The sequence below is a fragment of the Herbiconiux moechotypicola genome, from assembly GCF_024979255.1.
GTDB lineage: Bacteria > Actinomycetota > Actinomycetes > Actinomycetales > Microbacteriaceae > Herbiconiux > Herbiconiux moechotypicola.
Map to the genome: position 1 here is coordinate 105,711 of NZ_JANLCN010000012.1, position 19,201 is coordinate 124,911.

The 19,201-nt window shown below is 63.6% G+C and carries 17 protein-coding genes; 6 read left to right on the plus strand and 11 right to left on the minus strand.

Translation table 11 applies throughout. The features are described from left to right. The first annotated feature begins 21 nt into the window (after positions 1–21). The gene (locus N1031_RS17155) at positions 22–195 is read left to right on the plus strand and encodes a hypothetical protein (RefSeq protein WP_259480989.1); all 174 of its coding nucleotides are present in this window, start codon (positions 22–24) and stop codon (positions 193–195) included. Positions 196–212: 17 nt separating this feature from the next. Here N1031_RS17155 and lepB read toward each other — a convergent pair whose 3' ends face one another. The 5 genes from lepB to N1031_RS17180 all read right to left on the minus strand — a co-directional run bounded on the left by lepB (position 213) and on the right by N1031_RS17180 (position 5,223). After that, on the minus strand, positions 213–932 hold the full coding sequence (gene lepB / locus N1031_RS17160) for a signal peptidase I (protein ID WP_259480990.1): 720 nt from the start codon (positions 930–932) through the stop codon (positions 213–215). Further along, positions 919–2,007, minus strand: coding sequence for an ATP-binding protein (locus tag N1031_RS17165; RefSeq protein ID WP_259480991.1), 1,089 nt, complete (start codon positions 2,005–2,007; stop codon positions 919–921). The genes lepB and N1031_RS17165 overlap by 14 nt, the downstream gene beginning before the upstream one ends. Before the next feature lie 79 nt (positions 2,008–2,086). Further along, positions 2,087–2,893 (minus strand): polysaccharide pyruvyl transferase family protein, encoded by an 807-nt coding sequence (locus N1031_RS17170; protein WP_259480992.1) that lies wholly within the window; start codon positions 2,891–2,893, stop codon positions 2,087–2,089. A gap of 65 nt (positions 2,894–2,958) precedes the next feature. Continuing rightward, entirely contained in the window at positions 2,959–3,567 is a 609-nt protein-coding gene (locus tag N1031_RS17175; RefSeq protein WP_310795713.1) for an arsenate reductase/protein-tyrosine-phosphatase family protein, read from the minus strand. Continuing rightward, positions 3,568–5,223, minus strand: a complete 1,656-nt coding sequence (locus tag N1031_RS17180) for a tyrosine-protein kinase domain-containing protein (RefSeq protein WP_259480993.1) — start codon at positions 5,221–5,223, stop codon at positions 3,568–3,570. A gap of 228 nt (positions 5,224–5,451) precedes the next feature. Between N1031_RS17180 and N1031_RS17185 the strand changes: the two genes are divergently transcribed. The 5 genes from N1031_RS17185 to N1031_RS17205 all read left to right on the plus strand — a co-directional run bounded on the left by N1031_RS17185 (position 5,452) and on the right by N1031_RS17205 (position 11,466). After that, complete coding sequence (locus tag N1031_RS17185; RefSeq protein WP_259480994.1) at positions 5,452–7,452, plus strand: acyltransferase family protein; 2,001 nt, start codon at positions 5,452–5,454, stop codon at positions 7,450–7,452. Further along, positions 7,449–7,757, plus strand: a complete 309-nt coding sequence (locus N1031_RS17190) for a PqqD family protein (protein WP_259480995.1) — start codon at positions 7,449–7,451, stop codon at positions 7,755–7,757. The genes N1031_RS17185 and N1031_RS17190 overlap by 4 nt, the downstream gene beginning before the upstream one ends. 33 nt (positions 7,758–7,790) lie before the next feature. Beyond that, entirely contained in the window at positions 7,791–8,390 is a 600-nt protein-coding gene (locus N1031_RS17195; RefSeq protein ID WP_259480996.1) for an arsenate reductase/protein-tyrosine-phosphatase family protein, read from the plus strand. A gap of 143 nt (positions 8,391–8,533) precedes the next feature. Beyond that, the gene (locus N1031_RS17200; RefSeq protein WP_375163648.1) at positions 8,534–10,021 is read left to right on the plus strand and encodes a sugar transferase; all 1,488 of its coding nucleotides are present in this window, start codon (positions 8,534–8,536) and stop codon (positions 10,019–10,021) included. A gap of 20 nt (positions 10,022–10,041) precedes the next feature. After that, complete coding sequence (locus N1031_RS17205) at positions 10,042–11,466, plus strand: O-antigen ligase family protein (RefSeq protein ID WP_259480998.1); 1,425 nt, start codon at positions 10,042–10,044, stop codon at positions 11,464–11,466. On the opposite strand, the gene N1031_RS20535 is transcribed toward N1031_RS17205, so the two are convergent. Genes N1031_RS20535 through N1031_RS17230 form a run of 6 tightly spaced genes read right to left on the minus strand, consistent with a single transcriptional unit; the run spans position 11,447 to position 19,060 of the window. Then, positions 11,447–12,433, minus strand: coding sequence for a nucleotidyltransferase family protein (locus N1031_RS20535; protein ID WP_486326259.1), 987 nt, complete (start codon positions 12,431–12,433; stop codon positions 11,447–11,449). The two genes, N1031_RS17205 and N1031_RS20535, sit on opposite strands and share 20 nt — an antisense overlap. Next, complete coding sequence (locus tag N1031_RS17210) at positions 12,384–13,889, minus strand: lipopolysaccharide biosynthesis protein (protein WP_259480999.1); 1,506 nt, start codon at positions 13,887–13,889, stop codon at positions 12,384–12,386. Before N1031_RS17210 ends, N1031_RS20535 begins: the two co-directional genes overlap by 50 nt. Continuing rightward, on the minus strand, positions 13,886–16,003 hold the full coding sequence (locus N1031_RS17215; RefSeq protein ID WP_259481000.1) for a glycosyltransferase: 2,118 nt from the start codon (positions 16,001–16,003) through the stop codon (positions 13,886–13,888). Before N1031_RS17215 ends, N1031_RS17210 begins: the two co-directional genes overlap by 4 nt. Next, the gene (locus N1031_RS17220) at positions 16,000–17,019 is read right to left on the minus strand and encodes a glycosyltransferase family 2 protein (RefSeq protein ID WP_259481001.1); all 1,020 of its coding nucleotides are present in this window, start codon (positions 17,017–17,019) and stop codon (positions 16,000–16,002) included. The genes N1031_RS17215 and N1031_RS17220 overlap by 4 nt, the downstream gene beginning before the upstream one ends. Next, positions 17,019–18,080, minus strand: coding sequence for a glycosyltransferase (locus N1031_RS17225; protein ID WP_259481002.1), 1,062 nt, complete (start codon positions 18,078–18,080; stop codon positions 17,019–17,021). Before N1031_RS17225 ends, N1031_RS17220 begins: the two co-directional genes overlap by 1 nt. After that, entirely contained in the window at positions 18,077–19,060 is a 984-nt protein-coding gene (locus tag N1031_RS17230; RefSeq protein ID WP_259481004.1) for a glycosyltransferase, read from the minus strand. The genes N1031_RS17225 and N1031_RS17230 overlap by 4 nt, the downstream gene beginning before the upstream one ends. Positions 19,061–19,201: the final 141 nt, after the last annotated feature.

Below are 19,201 nucleotides of genomic sequence, written 5' to 3' on the forward strand. Positions count from 1 at the left end.
TTCAAGCGTATCGTCGGGGCCATGGTTTCGACGACGAGGCGTCGTCCGGGGCGACGCCATGAAGACAGGTTCTACACGAACGCCAACGCGCAGCGCTCGAAGCGTCTCGCGGTGGCGGGGCTCCTCGGCGGGCTCGGCATCGTGGCCATCGGGCTCACCTGGGTCGCCATGCTCGGCGATCATCTGGTGATCTGAGCACAGCGTGATCTGACTCAGACGCTTCCGAATCTCCCGAACGGGAAGACGATCTGGAAGACCCGGCCGACGACGCCGGAGCTGTCGACCAACCTGACGCACGCATCCGTGGTCTCTGGTGCGCCGCGACACAGCGCGATCGAGTCGCTCGAGGCCGAGCGGTGGTCGCCGAGCACGAAGTACCCACCCTCGGGCACGGTGTACTCGCCGAAGCACCGCAGCGATGCCGGTGTGGTGTCGCAGTCGAGCGCGCCGAGTTCGAAGGGGAGGTTCTCGAAGACGTACGGTTCGTCGAGTGGCTCTCCGTCGACGAGCACACGGCCCTCGGCGTCGCAGCACGACACGGTCTGACCGGGCCCGGCGATCACCCGCTTCACGAGGGTGTGCTGATCGGACGGCCCGATTCCCACGATGCCGCCGAGCCACTTCACCGCGGCCTTCAGAGGGTTCGTCTCGGGTGCCGTTTCGCCATCCCACGCCTCGGTCGCGTTGAAGACGATCACGTCGCCGCTCGTGGGCTCTGAGCCGAGGTAGGCGAGACGGTTGACGAGGATGCGGTCGCCGATGTCGAGGGTGTTCTCCATCGAGCCCGAGGGCACGTAGTAGAGACGCACGAGGAAGGTCTGGATGAGCGCGAGCACCACGAAGGCCGCCACGAGGTTCACGAACGGGTTGCGGGCGAGCCGGCGCACGAGCGACGGGCGGGGGGTGGTCGGCGGGCTGTCACTCCCCGACATGCACGAGTCCAGCCACGAGAAGCGCGTCGAGTGCCGCCTGCACGAGAACTTGGGGGTCTTCACCCTCCGGCCGGCCGTGGCGGGCGACGACCGCGTCAACGACCTGAGCCGCGCTCGACGGGGTGGCGAGCGCATCCCAGACGGCGGGCCCGATGCCGTCGAGCACGTGGACGTGTCGGCCGTGCAGCACCACGTACTCCGCGCCGATCTGCAGTTGGTCGAGGGGGAGCACGCGGAGGTACTCGCCCGCTGAGGGCGCCTCGGCGTGCGTTGATGGAGGGACGACACTCCACCCTTCGATGGCGGCCGGCCTCTCGAGCAGCGTCGGCACGACGGTGGCGACGGTGTCTGCCTCGCTGTATCGCAGCGCGCAGATGCCCCCGATCGCGTCGATCAGTGCCGCGAGCCGCTGCAAGGGCCGGGGAAGCTCGGGAAGGTAGCTCAGCTCCGGCACCATGGAGACGAGTGCCTCCCGCATCGGAACGGCGCTGACCTGCGGCTCCTGCACGTGCTCGGCGACGCGGTCCAGCAGCACGACCGCGCCGATCGACAGTGGGGCATCTGGCAGGGGGAGGAGACCGAGCGATTCGGGCGCGACCTGCGACTTGCGACCCGGGTTCGACGGGTCGTCGATGATGGAGAGCGGCTTTCGGTAGGGGTAGACGGTGCCGTCTTCACCGATGCCGACGGTCTCGTCGGTGACATAGCCGAAGTGCTGTGCCACGTTCTTGGCGAGCGTGGTCTTGCCTCGCCCGGAGGGACCGACGAACGCGACCACGCGCCCGTCGTCGGCCGCCACTCCGCACGCGTGCAGCATGACGAGCTCGCTCTTACGCAGCTCGATGGCCGCGAGGGTCACGCGTGTCGAGAGCGCGGCGGCGAGGGAGTGCAGATCGGGCGCCGACACGTCGAAGCCACCCTGGGTCGTCAACCCGACGGAGAGCATGACATCGGCGTGCGCCGTGCTCACGCTGTCGTTCCACAGGCGGGCGACCGTGTCGAGATCGTCTCCGAGTGCTGAGGCGGCCAGCCCCACGGTCGCGCCCAGGGCGTCCACCCGAACGTCGCCAGTCATCGTCACACGATATCGCATGACGTCGACCGCCCGACCCCGTTCACCGTGAGCCACGTAGTGGGCTCGTCCAGTGTGGGGATCAGCCGCCGTCCACCGGACCTTTCGACCACAGATCACGCGGAAACGCGGCGATGAGAGCCTCAGAGTCCCAACTCACGGGAAGCGGCTCGCCGCCCATCTCGAGTGCTGAATCGATGCTCTCGGCCACGGAAAAGTCTTCGCGACCGGTTCCGGCATAGTAATCCTGATACTTGAAGAGCGGCTCTGTCGTCGAGCGCACGAGCCGCGCTGGGACTCCGAAGCTCTCGGCGACGATGACACCATGCAGTGAGCTGCCGACGACGAACTCGGCCGATGCGATTCGCTTGAGGACGGACCACACCTCGTTCGTGGGATTCACGACGTCACGCCGCGATTTGACCTGACGGAAGTCGTGGAGATTCGGCACCACAAGATGATCTGCTTCCAGTGCGTCAGATCGTAAGGTCGCTCGATCCCACAGATGACCGACGAGAAGGCCTGGATCGCCGAAGACGGGAGGAGCGTCGATGCCTCGCTCCTGCAGGTAGGACCGTGTGAGAGGCCCGCGGACAGCGCGAACGTCGAGAGCGGTCGCCGGGAGCGTCTCGGTGATGGATTTCCCGTTGACCCCTGTACCCCACACGGTGTCGCCAGTCCTGGCCATTCTCATGATGGAACCTACCGAGACGAGCCGGCGTTCGTCAGAAGGCTCTTCGAGATGTTCCCTGGCGACGAGCTCGGCGACGATCAGTGGTCCGAGTAGATCACCGAAATTGTCGACCCGCTTCCGGAGTGGAACCCAGCGACCCAGCTTGCCCGACACCACGGGACGAGAAGGATTCCAATGCACCACTTCGACACTCATGAAACCCCCTCCCAGGCCGGTTCCTCCGGCTGACCACCGCGCTCAGAATAGCTGACCTGGACGCCCTACCTCGTTCGGCCGGATCCAATCAGTGAGCCGGAGAGTTCCGAGACGAGCATCTCGATGCGCTGCCCGACGGCTTCGTGGGTTGCCGCAGATCGGCGATAAGGGTCGATCACATCGTCTTGCTCACCAAGCGTCACCAGAGGCCGACTCCTTGAAGCATCCATCGATACATCGAAGAGATCGCGCCCCTCGTTGAGCCCCGTCACCTGGAGCGGGTGCTCCTTCATCAGACGCACAATCTCAACAAGCGTGAAAGTGCGCCTCATGGCAACCGGAAACTCCTGTGTCAGCTCGTCACGCTGGGCACGCGTCAGTGTCAGGAACATGGAGCCAGAGCGTGCCAAATCAGAGCCAAGCTGTCTAGCGTGATGTGTCGGGTCGAGTCCGTTTCGCTCGGCGATCGCAGCCGGAATGGCATCCATCGCCCCGCCGACCACAGCGTGGAGGCCCGCACTCGTCACGAGAGGGTCGACGGCGCCCGCGTCGGCCAACCTCTTCCGCATGAGCTTCTCTGCGAGCGGTGATCGGCAAATGTTGCCCGTGCACACGAAGACGAGTACCGATGGGCCCGATGGCTTGCTCGGTGGCCCGAAGAGGTCGCCCAGCACTCAGGAGTCCTTCGCCCGTGCACGCAACTCACGTCGCGTCATCGCCCCGGCGTTACTTGTCGTAACGGTCGAATCGGTTCGAGCCTCAGACGGTGCCAGATCCCCGAGATCGGTTCCCGTGATGATTTCCTGGAATTGGCGGTCGTCGTCGTGAGACGAACGACTGGTCGAACTCACTGTCGACGCCTCTTGGGTTGCACCCCGTGCTTCCGCCCCGGAATCCGTCTCGGGCGGCTCGTTGCTCTCGGGCCCGTCGTCTGGCCGGCTCCTGTAGTCTCCCCGATAGCCGTAGTAGCCGTACGAGGAGCCCGGACCGCGGCGCGGGACGCGGTTCAGGATCACACCGAGGCACCGGCCATTTGCGCGTTGGAGGTTCTGAAGCGCCTTCGAGAGAGCTTCGAAGGTGGTCTTCCCGACGCTGGCAACCACGAGCGCGCCATCCGTGTTGTGACTGAGGATCGCGGCATCGGTCACGGGGATGAGTGGAGGGGCGTCGATGAGCACGATCGCATGTTCGGAGAGTTCTTCGACCAGCGCGTGCATGCGTTCCGATCCCAGTAGTTCGCTCGGGTTCGGAGGGGTCTTGCCTGCCGCCATGATCAGCAGGCGACCGGACGAGCCCCACGGCTGGAGAACGTCGACCGCGTCTGAGCGGCCCGCCAGCACGTCGGTGAGGCCGGCTCCACCCACGAGATTGAACGTACGAGAGACCGTGGGGCGTCTGAGGTCCGCGTCGACAAGGATCACCGGCTGTCCGCCCGCCGCGAGAACGATGGCGAGGTTCGCAATGGTCGTCGATTTGCCATCACCCGGCAGGGGGCTCGTGACGACGATCACGCGAGGTGGGTTGTCCACGTCCATGAACTGGAGATTCGTGCGGAGTTCTCTAAGGGCCTCGGCCACGGCGACGTCATCGTCGGCCAGCATCGCGTAATCGGTGGAACCGTCGATGGTGACCAATCGGTCTTCATCGGTGAAGCGGCGGTCGATAGGTATGGTTCCCACGACGGCCACTCCGGATTCGCGCTCGACCGATGCAGAATCACGGATGCGGCGATCCAGGGTGTGTCTGATGAATGCATAGGCGAGGCCGAGGATCGCACCGATACCCAGACCCACCGCGATGGCAAGGCGGGTGTTAGGAGACGTGGGATTCGACGGGAGCACGGCCGAGTCGAGCGGTATAAGTTGCACAACGCTCGTGGAGCCGTCGCCTGCACCCTCAATCGTCGAGATCTGCTGAGCGATTCCGCGCAACCACGCCTCAGCAAGGTCACGAGCCTCGCTCGGACTCGGCCCTTCCGCGGTCACCTTGATCAGCACGGTGTCCGTCGGGTTTGATACGACGATCCGACTCACCAGAGCTTCGGGACTGGTGTTCGTCAGGCCCAAGTCGTCGATTGCGAACTGTGCGACAGCTCGGGAGGTGCCCACATCGATGTACGACCGCACCTTCGACTGCGCGAGGTTGTCACCCACGAGTGCGTTTCCCGTGTCGGAGTTGCTGCCCGCTGATACGTAGCCGCTCGAATCCGCCTGGTAGACCTTCGGCTGGAGGAGGGTCCAGCCGAACGCGGCGACTCCGCCGATGAGAGTGATGAGGACGATGGCGACCCAATGCGCCCGGAGCACCGGCAGGTAGGCGCGTAACTCCATCTGATCCCTCTAATCTCTTCGCGGGACATCAACGTCATGTCGGTCGATTCGGCGATCCACTCGATCCGACCCATTGTAGGTGGCAACGACGTCGTCCATCATCCTCAGTCAGTGGCTCCCGAGGCTCGACATCGCCGAGCCGGGAGGGCGCGAGCGGGCAAACTATAGTTAAGCCCGGGTCGGGCGCGGGAGGTGCGCTCGGATGGATGGCGGTCGGAGGGGCGTTTGGTGGGCTTCAGGGGCGACATTCAAGGACTACGCGCCATCGCTGTCGCCTCGGTCGTGCTGTACCACGCCGGCATCCCGTTCCTGTCGGGCGGATATGTCGGCGTCGACATCTTCTTCGTCATCTCCGGCTTCCTCATCACGAGTCACCTTCTGGCCGGAATCGAGCGCGACGGCCGGGTGAGGTTCGCGTCCTTCTACGCACGACGCGCCAGGCGGATCCTGCCCGCATCCTTCCTCGTGCTGGCTGCCACCGCCATCGCCACCGCGATCGTGCTGCCACCCCTTCAACGGGTCGGCGCATTCCAGGATGCGATTGCGACTGCCCTCTACGTGCCGAACTACCTCTTCGCGGTGCAGGGCAACAACTATCTGGCAGAGACAGCGCCTTCGGCGTTCCAGCACTACTGGTCGCTCGGAGTCGAAGAGCAGTTCTATCTCATCTGGCCTGCGGTGCTCGGCTTGCTCTTCTTCCTCGTCCGGTCCCGGAAGGCCATCGGCGCCCTGCTGGTGGTGCTCGTGGTCGTTTCGTTCGTGCTGTGCGTCTTCTTGACGTACAGGTCCCAGCCCTGGGCGTTCTTCTCGCTCCCGACACGTGCCTGGGAACTGGGCATCGGTGGATTGGTGGCGTATGTCGTCACGGTTCAGAAGCGCACGCTTTCCCCGCGAGTGGCTCCAGTGGTCGGATGGCTCGGCGTTACGGGCATCCTTGCCAGCGTTCTCCTCTTCAACGAGGAGACGCCTTTTCCCGGTTACACCGCAGCTCTGCCTGTCCTTGCCACGGCCATGGTCATCTGCGCTGGGGCAACTGTCACGACCACGGGGCCGGGCTGGATCCTTTCCAGGCGGCCCATGCTCTTCATCGGGCTGATCTCGTATTCGCTCTATCTGGTGCACTGGCCGGCGCTCGTCATTCCTCAAGCGGCCGTCGGATATGAGACCCCGCTTCCTCTCGCCGTCACAGTGGCGATCGCCTTGGCCTGCGTTCCCCTTGCGTGGTTGCTCTACAAGTTCGTCGAAGACCCGGCTCGGAAGTGGAGCTGGCTGGCTCGCGCTCGTCCGCGCCGGTCTCTTCTGACCGCTCTGGCGGCATCACTGATAGTGGTGATCGTTGGTGGCGCGGGCATAGCGGTGACGCGTGCCATCCCTTTGGCGTCTGGTCGGAGCGCGCCCCAGACTGTCGCGGAGGCTCCGCCCCAGTTCACGGAGTTCGTGCCGTCCAATGTGACTCCATCGCTGTGGACGGTGGAGGATGACAATCCACCTCTTTACGCCGATGGCTGCCATCGATCGTTCGATGAGACGACCGGGGAGGGTTGCCGATTCGGAGCGGACGAGTCGCCGACGATCGCTCTGTTCGGTGATTCCCACGCCGCGCAATGGTTTCCGGCACTGCTCGACTTCGCGACAGCGAACGGGTATGCCGTGGAGACCTATACCAAGAGTTCCTGTCCGTCTGTCGATCTCCCGCTGCTCCGCAACGGCGTGCCATACACGGCTTGCGACACTTGGCGAGCCAACGTGATCGCTGACATGCAGGCCGATCCGCCGATGGCGGTTCTACTGGCCAATTTCGGTGTGGCCGAGCCCGTGGACAGGACCACCGACTACACGGATGCGTGGGGTGCGGGGCTCCGAAGCATGGTGGAGCAGCTCCAGGCATTCACGAGTGTCGGGTTGATTGCGGACACGCCCAACATGGGAGAGACCCCGTCTCTGTGTCTCTCTGCCCATCTCGAAGACACCCGACCGTGCGAACGCGCGGCATCTGAGGCTCTCTCGGCTCCGACGCGTCAGGTGGAGAGTGAGGTCGCCGATGAACTGCTGACGATGACGATCGACTTGACTCCCTTCTTCTGTTCCGACGTGTGTTCCCCGATCATCGGCAACGAGGTGGTCTACCGCGACTCGCATCATATGACGGCGACGTTCAGTTCGAGCCTCTCTGGGGCGCTCGGCGACCAGCTCACGGCCCAGCTGCCGCAGGGATCTGGGACGGGATGACGGCGACGGACCTGATCTGGCGGCACAGTCCGGACGTGGCCTGGACGCAGTCACACGACCGTGTCTTCCTCCTGAACCTCGGCGGGCCGGACGAGCTCCCGAGCGCGCTCGAGGGCAGCGGCTCGCGAATCTGGCTCGAGTTGAACGGGAAACGGAGTGTCGCCGAGGTCATCGAAGATCTGGCGACGTCATTCGACGTCGATGGGGCAGCCATCGAGGACGAAGTGCTCGAGTTCGTCGAGTCTCTCGCGGTCATCGGGGCTGTCGTCCCTGCGGGCGGCGCTCAATCCGACAGGCTCCCGTAGTCTGGTTCATGCGCGACGAGGAGGAATGAAGGCATGCAGGCGCAACGAGTGAGGATCCTGACGGTGTGTTCCGGCAACATCTGTCGATCCCCGTTGGCTGAACTGACGCTCGCGTCACGACTGGAGCCCTGGGGCGAGTTCGAGGTGTCGTCCGCTGGAAGCATTGCGCGGGACGGAGACGTCATGCCCGACGAGGCCCGCGCGCTCGCCAGGCGTTTCGGCGTCGATCCCGAGCAGCACCGCGCCCGGTATCTCACCGAAGACATCGTCGGTGACGCGGACCTAATCTTTGCGATGGCCCGATCGCATCGGAGTGACGTCGTGCGAATGGCTCCCTCGAAGGTCTCGAGAACGTTCACCATCCGTGAGTTCGCCCGCCTGTCAAGCACGCTCAGCGATCAGCAACTCGAACAACAGTCAAGCGGCGACACTCTTGGCGACCGGGTCGCCGCCGCTGTGCGGGTGGTGTTCGCCCAGAAGGCCGCGGCGGGATACGTCTCCGACCCGGAATTGGACGACGTCGTCGATCCGTACCGACGTTCGAGCGCCACCTACGAGCGCTCATGGAACGAGCTCATACCGGCTGTCGAGGAGGTCGCGCGCGTGCTCACCATCGCTGCGCGAGCGACGTGATCGGCGGCTAGCTCGGTTCGGGTCGCGATTGTTACGGGCGCGCAACGTGTCGTTCATCGCTGCGACACACCGGAACCAGTCATGGAACTAGATTCATCTCGGGGAAGATTGCCAATGAGTAGAGACTTGACGAGGTACGCACGATGACCGCTGCCGCGCAACGCGTTCCTAGCAGTCGCGTGAGCGACCCGGCCCCGCACGATTGGCGCCTGGCCTACAGTCGACGACTCAGCCTCACCGATTTCATCGTCATCGCGATCGCCGTAGCGAGCACACAGTTCCTGTGGTTCGGATTCTCGGCCAACGGCGTGGCATTCCGCGGGAATCTCGACTTTCTGGCTGTGAGCTACACGACGGTTTCGATAGTGCTGACCCTTTCGTGGACCGCGATCCTGGGTATCTACGGTTCTCGGGGTGATCGGCTCATCGGAACCGGAGTGAGTGAGTATCGTCTGGTCGTCGATTCGAGCTTCCGACTATTCGGTGTGTTCGCGATAATATCCTTCCTTTTTCAGATCGATTTCAGTCGCGGTTATTTCATCCTGGCATTCCCGTTGGGCACCATCGCTCTGGTCATCGAACGCTGGCTGTGGCGAAAATGGCTCACCACGAGGCGGTCCCGGGGTGAGTACTCGGCGAAGGTGCTTCTGGTGGGGTCCGAGACCTCAGTTCTGCACACGGCGACTGAACTTGCCAGACGACCCCAGGCCGGCTATCACGTCGTGGGTGCGTGCGTGGCGAGTGGCCGAGTAGCTGACTACTTGCCGGGAACCACGATCCCCGTGGCGGGCAATGTCGACCGCGTCGCTCAAGCCATTGCGGCGACCGGTGCCGACACGATCGTCATCACGAGCTCAGACGAACTCTCACCCGAGAAGATCCGGGAGTTGAGCTGGTCGTTGGAGCCTGGTAGGCAGCACCTGGTCGTGGCCCCCAGCCTTACCGACATCGGTGGACCACGCATCCACACCAGGCCCGTTGCAGGTCTGCCGCTCATCCATGTCGAGACTCCGCGGTACGAAGGATTCAAGCGCTATCAGAAGCGGATTTTCGACTTCCTTGCATCTGGTCTGTTGATCCTGCTCCTCGCTCCTGTCCTGTTGATCATCTCAGGGGTGATCCGACTCAGTACGCCGGGGCCGGTGCTCTTCAAGCAGGAGCGAGTGGGTCTGAACGGGTCAACGTTCAAGATGCTCAAGTTCCGTTCTATGGTGACGGACGCCGAAGCGCTCATGGTGCATCTGGAAGCCACTGAGCGAGCGGAAGGCAATGCCGTCCTGTTCAAGATGAAGGATGACCCGCGGGTGACGCGAGTCGGCAGAGTCCTGCGCAAGTACAGCCTCGACGAACTCCCACAGCTGTTCAACGTGCTCCGCGGCGACATGTCACTCATCGGTCCCCGGCCTCCATTGCAGCGAGAGGTCGATCTCTACGAATCCCACGTCCATCGTCGTTTTCTGATGAAGCCCGGCATCACTGGTCTCTGGCAGGTCAGCGGACGATCGGACCTCTCGTGGGAGGACTCGGTGAGACTTGATCTCTACTATGTGGAAAACTGGTCGATGGTGGGCGACTTCATTATTCTGTTGAAGACCGTTCGAGCAGTGTTCGCGAGCAGCGGAGCCTACTAGTCGGAGAAGAACGGGGATCGATGTCGTTACTGCAGTCCGTCAGGCCCTCCCCGGGGGGTAAAGACGGCGACCTCCTCTCCGACGTCTCCCTCGTCTCGAAAGCACAGATCCGAGTCATCGGGTTCGTCATGGGTTTGGCGGCCGCCTTGGTCGGCATCACCTCAGTGCCCGGGCTGACCTTTCTCCCGAGCCCTTCCTTGATGCTGATCGTGCTCGCGGTGATCATCACGCTCCTGTCTCCGGCAGGTTCCACGATCGGCAGGCATCGACTCACGATCATCGATGCGGCATTCATCGCGACGATCATCGCCCGAATCTTCATCGAGGTGTTCAACGCCGTCGATCTCAACCACGCTGTCTACTCAGCGATCGCGTATGGTCAGATCCCCGTCTATCTGATGACCTGGCCTCCACGTCTCATCATCAGGAATCGTGACGATCTCGGAGTCTTCTTGAGGGCCTTCATCTGGCCCGCAGCTCTGGTCGCCATCGTCGCCCTCCTGCAACTACTCCGGTTCCCGGGGGTCACCGAATGGCTGATCGCCAACGCGAAATCAGACGGGCTCGAGGCTCGCGTCGCTGAGGGCCGTGAAGACTTGCGAGCCACGAGCACGATCGGTCACTGGATCTATCTCGGCGGCTATCTGGCGGTCGCGACGGCGATCGCCGGCGTCGACCTGCTCCTCAACAAAGCCGCCAATAAGCCGCGTCTGGCGTCTGCGGGGACAATGGTGCTTCTCGGCATCCTCCTGGTCGGCCAGATCACGACCTTGACGTTTGCTACCATCGCCGTCGCCTTGGCCGTCGTGGCTGTGATCGTCATCAGGATCGGGATTCGTCCGATCTTCGCTATCTTGATCGTCGCCAGCGGATTCATTGCCTGGTCCGTCTTCGGCGAGCAACTGCAGTACAGGATCGACTACCAAGCGACGACCGGGCAATACGATGACCCTGCCCTTGCGTGGCTGCCCTCGACCATCGCCTATCGCCTGACTATCTGGGACACCGAGACTATCCCGGCCTGGCTTATCCGACCCTGGACAGGGTGGGGCATGCAAGTGTACAACTTCGACCTCAACTGGCCGCAGCGACCCCAGTCCCTCGCCTGGCTGAGTCCTGAATCGCAGTGGCTGAGCACCCTGATCACCGGGGGTCTTCTCTCGCTCGCTCTACTCATCTTCCTCTTGATCGCAACCTTCGTTACGGTCTTCAGAGCCCGGAAGGTGCTCGGCAAGGCGCTGAGCCCGGTGACTGCACTTCTCGTGGGCCTCGTCGTGGCATCCACGATCAGTTCGCTCTTCACGGCCCCTGGTCCACCGATGATCCTGTGGGGCCTTATCGGAGCGCTCATCCCCTTCGCGCAGCGCGCGCAAGCTGGCCGAAGGCTCGCTGACGAAGAGGCGTCCGGCACAGTCGTGGAGCGAACTAGCGGAGCGAACGCCTAGCTCTGACGTAGCGAGCGGTTTCGGCCAATGCGCTAGGCACCGAAGCGAGGCCGCTGAACAACCTCCTCAGGCGTACGCGTCGACTGGTGAGACGGTCGGTGAGGTCGAGATGGAGATTGCGAGCCGTGTACGTCTCCGGCTTGGGGAAGAGTGCTCGCAGAATAAGGCGAGGGCGTTGGCGCCACGGGGATTTCACGATGTCGATCAGCCGCAGACTCCCGGGCGAACGGGCTATGGTACGGACCAGCCATTCGTCAGATGGATCGGGCCAAGATGGTGGCGGATGAGATGCCCCGGGCAGGGCATCGAGGAATGGCGCGGCTGCCCCCGCTCCCCCTGTCGCCAAAGCGATCGCCGCCAATCCGTCGAAGTCGAGTTCGGGAAGGCACGAGTGAATCAAGAATTGGAGTTCCTTCTGGCCTTTCGCGCTCCAGGGCGTGCGTAGGGCGTGGAGCGCGAGAATGAGGGCGTGATCGGGAAGCGAGGGGAGTGGCACCGGCCAATGCGCGAGTTCGACGTACGTTCGTCGACTCCAAAGGTGCGCGAACACGCTCCCGGGCTCGCCATCCATTCCGGGAAAGCGAGAGTGGACATCGATGTCGCACGGCCAGGATGGGTGGTAGAGCGTGACCGAGTGAACCGGGTAGAAGTCGTCCAACTCTGACCGTGGTCGTCGCGCCCAGCCACGGGTCTCGAGTAGTTCGATGAGTCGCGGAGCGTGAGCTGGCTCGGCCCACGCGTCGACGTCACTGGATATGGTGCCGCCCGGGCGGAGACCCTGCAGTCGACATCCCGGCCCCTTGATGAACAGGCACGGGATCTCGCTGCTCGCCGCGATCTGCGCGACCAGTGCGTGCGCAAGAAGAACCGCCGCATCCAGGTCGACTATGCTGTCTCGCACCTTCGGATGATACCAATCAGGGAGTGTCGCTGGAGCGGCGTCTCTTGCGCAGGAGGCTCGCAGTATGGACTAGACCTGAGGCGTCGCGTCGATAAGCGGGCCAACACGCGTATATGACAGCCAGGACCAGAAGCATGATCACCAGCCCGATACCCACGTCGGCGATCGGGACGAGGTCGGGAATGAGGGACACGATGAAGAATGTGGCGAGGCCTGCAGCTCCGTAGACCGCGATGGCCCGAGCTCCGTTCGTGAACATCGCTTTGGCCGGAGCATCCGAGACACGGCTGATCCACCAGAGCCCGACCGGCCAGAAGAGGACGATGCCGATCGAGTATGCCCACGAGACGCCGTAGAGACCCCAGATTGCGCCGACGACGATCAAGCCGATCATCGTGACTCGGGATACGAGCGAGTAGTAGAGATTCTGCCTGGTCAGCCCTTTGGCAAGGAACACCCAGTAGCAGGCGTAGCTAGCGGCTTGGAACACTCCGCCAACGGCGAGGATCTGAAAGATCGGGGCGGCGCCCAGCCACTGGTTTCCGAGAACCAGTGCAATGAGTGGAACGGCCAGCGCCGAGGAGAACGCGAAGATGAAGCTGACCAGGTGCAGAAGGATCACCTGCCCGCGCAGGATGAATGCGGCGAAACGCTCCTTCTCGTCCTGCAGTCGTGACAGCACGGGGAGAGCGACCCTGGTCGCAGGCGCGTTGATCTGATTCAGCGGAAGAGTCAGTAATTGGAAGGCTCTGTTGTAGAGGCCCAGTGGGGTGGCGCCGAGCGTCGACCCGATGATGACCGAGTTGATGTTCTTGCTGACGTAGGTCAGTAGCTGTGTTCCGGCCAAATTGAGGCCGAACCCGACGAATCGTGTGATGGGGGCATCGCGATGGATCCATCCGGGCAGCCAGGGACTCATGATGATGAGGAAGATGAAGGCGAACAGGGCCTGGGCCACCTGCTGAGCCACGAGTGCCCAGAAGCCGTAACCTGCGAGGGCCACGGCTACGCCGGCTCCGAGGCCGACCGCCTGACCCAGAATCTCCGACAGATTGAGCTTGAAGAAGCTCAATCCCCGGCTGAGGTTCGCCCGGTACTGTGTGCTCAGCCCATTCAGGAGAAACGTCAGCGAGAGTACCTGAGTGATGGGCAGGAGCGACGGCTCCCCGTAGAAGGATGCTACGAGCGGCGCGCAGAAGTAGACGATGGTCGTGAGGACGAGCCCGATGGCCGTGTTGGTCCAGAAGAGATTGTCGCGCTCGTGCTTGGAGAGCGTCTTCGACTGCACGGCTGCCATCGACAGTCCGAAGTCGCGGAACACCTCTCCGATCCCGATGATCGCAGTGACCATGGCGACGAGACCGTATGCCTCGGGGGTCAGGAGTCGCGCGAGGAGAACGATCCCGAGGAACTGGATGCCGATACGGAGGACCTGCGCTCCCAACGTGACGGCGGCACCTCGCGAGGCTGCCCGGCCGAGCCCTTTGCTGCTAGGCGGTTCGTCGCCGACAGCGTCTGTCACAGGCCGACCCCGGCTCGTCGATTGTGGGCCCGTCGCAAGGCATCGAGGTATGTCTCATAATGGGCCTTCCCGACCGTGTCCCAGTCTCGTCCTTGGAGGGCGGGTCGTGAATGGGCGTCGAGCTCCTGAGCTGTCGCCAATGCTCGCAGGAGTGTCTCGGCCGTGAGTTTCCCGTCGTACATCGTGACCCACTCGGCGCCGACCTCACGAGCGATCGCCTCGTTCGCCACCGAGCGTGGCACCAGCACTGCTCGGTCCATCGACAACGCCACGAGCAACGCTCCGGAATTATGCATCTCTTCGTAGGGGAACACGACAAGCTGGGCTTCACTGAGCTCCCGCACGAGGTCGGCATCGGGTACGAAGTCGAGCACCGTGGTGACTCTGGGGTCGAGCGCGGCTTCATCGGACACCGCATCCGCGAGAGCACTGTCTGACGGTTTGCCGACGACCCGCAGCGTCACAGAGGGATCCGAGACCGAACGGAAGACCTGCACGAGATTGACGACGCCCTTGTACGGCCGGATCAGTCCGAAGTAGAGGATACGACCGGACACGGGTGATGACGTGGGCAAGTCGCGGAAACGGTCGCGGTAGTGACCGTGCAGGATCGTGACGGAATGCTGATGGGCGTCCACGGGGGTGGTCTCGTTCAGCTTGATGATCGTCGTGGTTCTCCGAAGGGTCCATGCGACCATCCGCTGTTCGACCCCACCACCAGCCTCGTGGGCGTCCAGATTGTGGGCGGTCCGCACGATCGGCACCCGCTTCAGCCTCAGTCGAACCATGAGCATGATGAAAGCGAGTCGCTTGGCGAACTTGACTCGGGCGGTCGAGCCGCGGAGCAGGTACTCGGGCCAATGCACGTGGAAGACGTCGTAGTCCCCGGTGAGAGCGTATTTCCAGCTGAAGAACTTCGTCGTCACCTGAGAAGGTGCTCCGTCGAGCATATGGTTCGCGTAACGGGTGGGCTCGCCGGGCTTCGGCCCGGCCATCGAGTGGAGAACCGTGATGTAAGGGCGTGCCGGGGTCGTCATGGTCACTTGGCGCTCGGATCGACCGTGCGTGATGAGGCTGTGCAGCTCGTCGGTCAGCTTCGCTAACCGTAGGCGGGCAGCATTCAACCGCGTGAAGGCCTCGTCGGCCCGGTCAGCGGTGTCCTTCAGCCACGTCACGCCCTCTGGCACCGAGAGGTCATTCTCTGTGTGGGAGATCTCGTCGAGTCCGATGGCGCTCAGGGTTCGGATCGCCTTCTCTGGTGTGCGGGGCGAGTACGCGATAGGCATCGCGCCCTCGGTGAGTCCGATGATCAGTCCATGGACTCGATCGCTGATCATGACCCGTGATCGGCCCAGTGCCTCGCGAACGAGACCCTCCTGCACCCAGAGGTTGTCGGTCGTCCACTCGAGCAGCTCTGCATCCAGGTCGTCGGCCAGTCGCCGACAGCTGTCGCTGTCGCTCTTGACCTGGGTGACGACGAGAGGTGCAAGGTCGTTCCTGGCTGCGTACTCCCGCACAGTGCTCAGCCACGTCTCGTTAGGGTATGGTCGGTCGTTCCTCAGAGTGATGGCGATGTGCCGACGATCCGCCGTGGTCGCGAAGTCCTCCTCGGGCGACCCGACGGCGTATGCCCAGTCGGGTGTCACAGAACCGAATCCGGCGATGCGACGGCTCGCAGCATCGCGCCACGTGACCAGACGAGCGGGCCAAAGACTGGCCAGGAGCGGGAGCTTCCAGCGGCCCACCGGTCGGCGGATACCGACACCGGTCTGAATCGACCCTCCGCCACGAAGGCGGAGAACCACACCCTCGATGAAGTGACGCAGCCTGTCCGGCGCGCTGTGCAGGTCGGCGATGGCCTCGCCGGCGCTGAAGACCATCCAGGTGCGTCGGCGCAGCCCACTCTTCAGAACGCTCTTGTGCCATGACGACTCCGAACGGTAGACCACGTCCGAATCGTGAAGCTGGAGCCCTTCGACATAGTCGTCGGCCAACGAGCCGACCAGCACGTGAAGCTCCCCGCTTCCGCGGAGAGCATCGATCAACGATCGTCGCAATACCGTGTCACCGACATTGTCGTGCTGGCCGATGCCGGAAACATAGACCCGGGTCATGAGGCGGCCCCTTCTCGCCGATGTGACCGGATGGCACGGAGCCGGTCGTGCAGTGCGAGTGCGACGCGAAGAGCGGGCGGGTAAGCGGGGCCGCCGTAACGGATTGCGGCCATCTCGATCGCGCTCCGTTTACTGAATCGACCCACCATTCTGATGCTGGTACCCCGGAGGTTCGACCTGGCGAGTGCGAGCCCACGTCTCACCAGTGCGGGATCCGCATGGGAACGCACCGGCACGAACACGACCGCGTGACAGTAGAACCAGGCATTGAAGAATCCGAAGAGCTCGGGCCGCGACTGCAGGTACTCACTGGAGCTCACGACATCGGCCATCGCCGCTCGGGACGCTGCGTAGTTGTCGAGGTTGGGTGCGCGCTTGCGAGTGATCGATCCATCGCGGTGCATGTAGAAGTACAAGACTTCGGGGATCGTCACCACGGTAGACGCGCGGGCGAGCGTGCGCGTGACGCCGACGAAGTCCGACTGGGAGGACTGGTGCGGGAACGGATCGTCTCCCAGAGTCGTGCGACGTAGCAGCTTGGTCCAGAGATAGCCGTGCACCTTGCCGAGGAGCATCAGCTCGACGGCCTGGTCACCAGAAACCCGACGATGCTCGTCGATCCCGTCCACGATGCGTCCGGGAACTCCGTCGGCCACGCGGTACTCGGCACGACAGATGACGGCGTCAGCGCCTTGCGCGGCTGCGCCTAGTACATCCAGGATGCTCCTCTCCCAGACGTCGTCGTGGTCGACGAACCAGATGAACTCGCGGTCTGCACTCGCGATCGCCCGATTGCGCGTTGCGGCGACTCCGATGTTCTCGCTGTTGACGAGGGCCAGCACATCAGCCCGACCGGCGGCCCACTCCGTGATGAGTGCCCCGGTCTCATCGCTTGAACCGTCATCGATCAGAATGAGCTGATCGCCCGGGCGCACGGTGTTCTCGATTCTGATCAGGAAGTCGGCGACATACTCTGCCGCATTGTGCAGGGGGGCGATGACGGTGATGGACGGCATCAGACTCCTCGTGGCGATGTGGCGTTACCGGACAGCTGCTCGTAGGCGACGAGAACGGGACCGAAGACGTGATCGGGGGATGCTGTCTCGGTGACGTAGCGGAATGCAGTGTCGGCCGTGGTCTTGTGACCCGGGCCCTTCTCCAAACCCTCGAGCACGAGGGTTGCGAACTCTCCCGGCTGCGTTTCGGGATCCACTGGCGTTCCACGCCCGTTCGAAAGCAGCCCCGCCAGGCCCCCGGTCGCCACACCGACCACGGGACGCCGCCGGGCGAAGGCCTCGAGCACGACGAGTCCGAGCCCCTCCCATTTCGACGTGATGAGCAGGCCGTCGGCGGCGTCGAGTTCTTCAGTGACCGCGTCGGACTCGCCGATGAACTCCACCGGCGCGTCGAGCCTCGACACCTCCCGTCGAGCCTCTTCCATCAAGGGTCCCGAACCGAGCCACCGTGCCTCGACAGGCCGGAGGTTCGCGACCTCGGCGACGATGCGGACGAAACGAACCGGGTCCTTCTGCTCCGCCACTCGACCGATACCGAGGATGCGGAGAGTTCTGTCCTTCGTCGAGGGTCGCTCGAACGGTGCCACGTCCGTGACGTTGGCCGGCGTGCCGCCGACGACCACGACCCTCTCGGGCCGCGCTCCGTAGACATCGACGACCATGCGGCCGACTTCGTCACTCACCGCGAAGATCTTCCTGGAGCGGAAGGAGAGCTTGGTGGGCCCCTGATTGGGCAGGATGTTGTGCGCGTGCTCTACGACAGGGATGCGCAAAAGGCGGCCCACGATGAGTGAACTCAGAGCGTCGCGGCGCTGGTGGGCGTGGAGGACGTCGGGCTTGTGGCGGATGGCCAGAGTGAGAAGTTGGAGCACCTCGCCCGGGAACCCGAACCGAGACTTTTCCACGAAAATCGTGGGATCTTCGACACGCTCGACGAGCGGCCCGCTCCTGGCGACGAGGACAGACTCGACGCCTCTGTCCGCCAGCCAATCGGAGAGCATGAGAACGACACGCTGGAGCCCACCGCTGTTCATAGTGTTGAAGACGTGAAAGACCTTCACAGAGCTGCGCCCTTTCCCGCGGAGATCGTGAATGTTGCCGCACGCCGAATGACGTCGGCATCCAGCTCATCCGCTTCGCAGACTTCGCCGACTCCGAGTTTCTTCACCAGGGCGGCGATCTGCTCCTGATGATCATCGACGTGCTCTCCTCGCGACTTGCGACGAGGCACGATCACGGGATAGATGCCTCGTTCCAGGAGCCCGAGAATCGTCCCTACCCCGGAGTGAGTGACCACGACGTCGGCATCGGCGCTGAGCCGGTCGAACTCGTCGGAACCGACGTGCAGCCGCGCATCTCCGGGAAGCCCGGCCCGATCGGTATCACCCAACTGCCAACTGGTCGCCTCGGATGCGAGACCGGTTGCGAGGATGCCATTGACCAGAGAATCGAAGCGGTACGGCTTGATGGTGCCGAGAGTGACGAAAATCTTCAGGGGGTCTCCCACGGGGCCCGCAGCCGCTTTCGGCACCCGCGTGAACTGCGCGAGAACGCTCGGATGCTGCTTCCATCGGGCTCCGGCCCAACCGGCGTGCTGTGTCCGGAGTTCTGCCAGGTGGGCGGCGGCGACAATCCGGCCCGTCATCGAGGGCCCTTCGACACGAGAGACGCTTTCGATGTACGTGCGCGGGATGCGTCGGAGCATCGCGACGGGGAAGACGCCCAAGGCGAGCGCTGCACCCGTGCTGATCGCTCGATCGAAGCGTTCGCTGCGCAGCGCCTTGCGGACGAGACCGATCGTCCGGAGCACCCCTCGCACGTCACGAGAGCGGACGTACGGCACGTACAGCACGCGCCTGCCCCGCATGAGCGATGTGCTCTGCTCGGTCTCGAAAGTGACCCAGAGGGAGTCTGGCGCGGCGTTCATCGACTCCGATAGACGCACGAGTTGCGCGAGATGACCGCCCGTCGACGCGATGAAGAGGTACTTGACCGGAACGCCCGAGGCGATCGCATTCTCGTACCCGACTGCGTGTGGCATTCGGCCCCCTCCGACTGTTAGGAACTGCAGTGGTACCCGCGACGTCGGACGGCACCTGTGGAGCCGGGCGGATCGCAGCGGCAGCCACTCAAAAAGATATCCTAAGCACCTGGAATTGCTGAATCGATCGACGGGGATTGG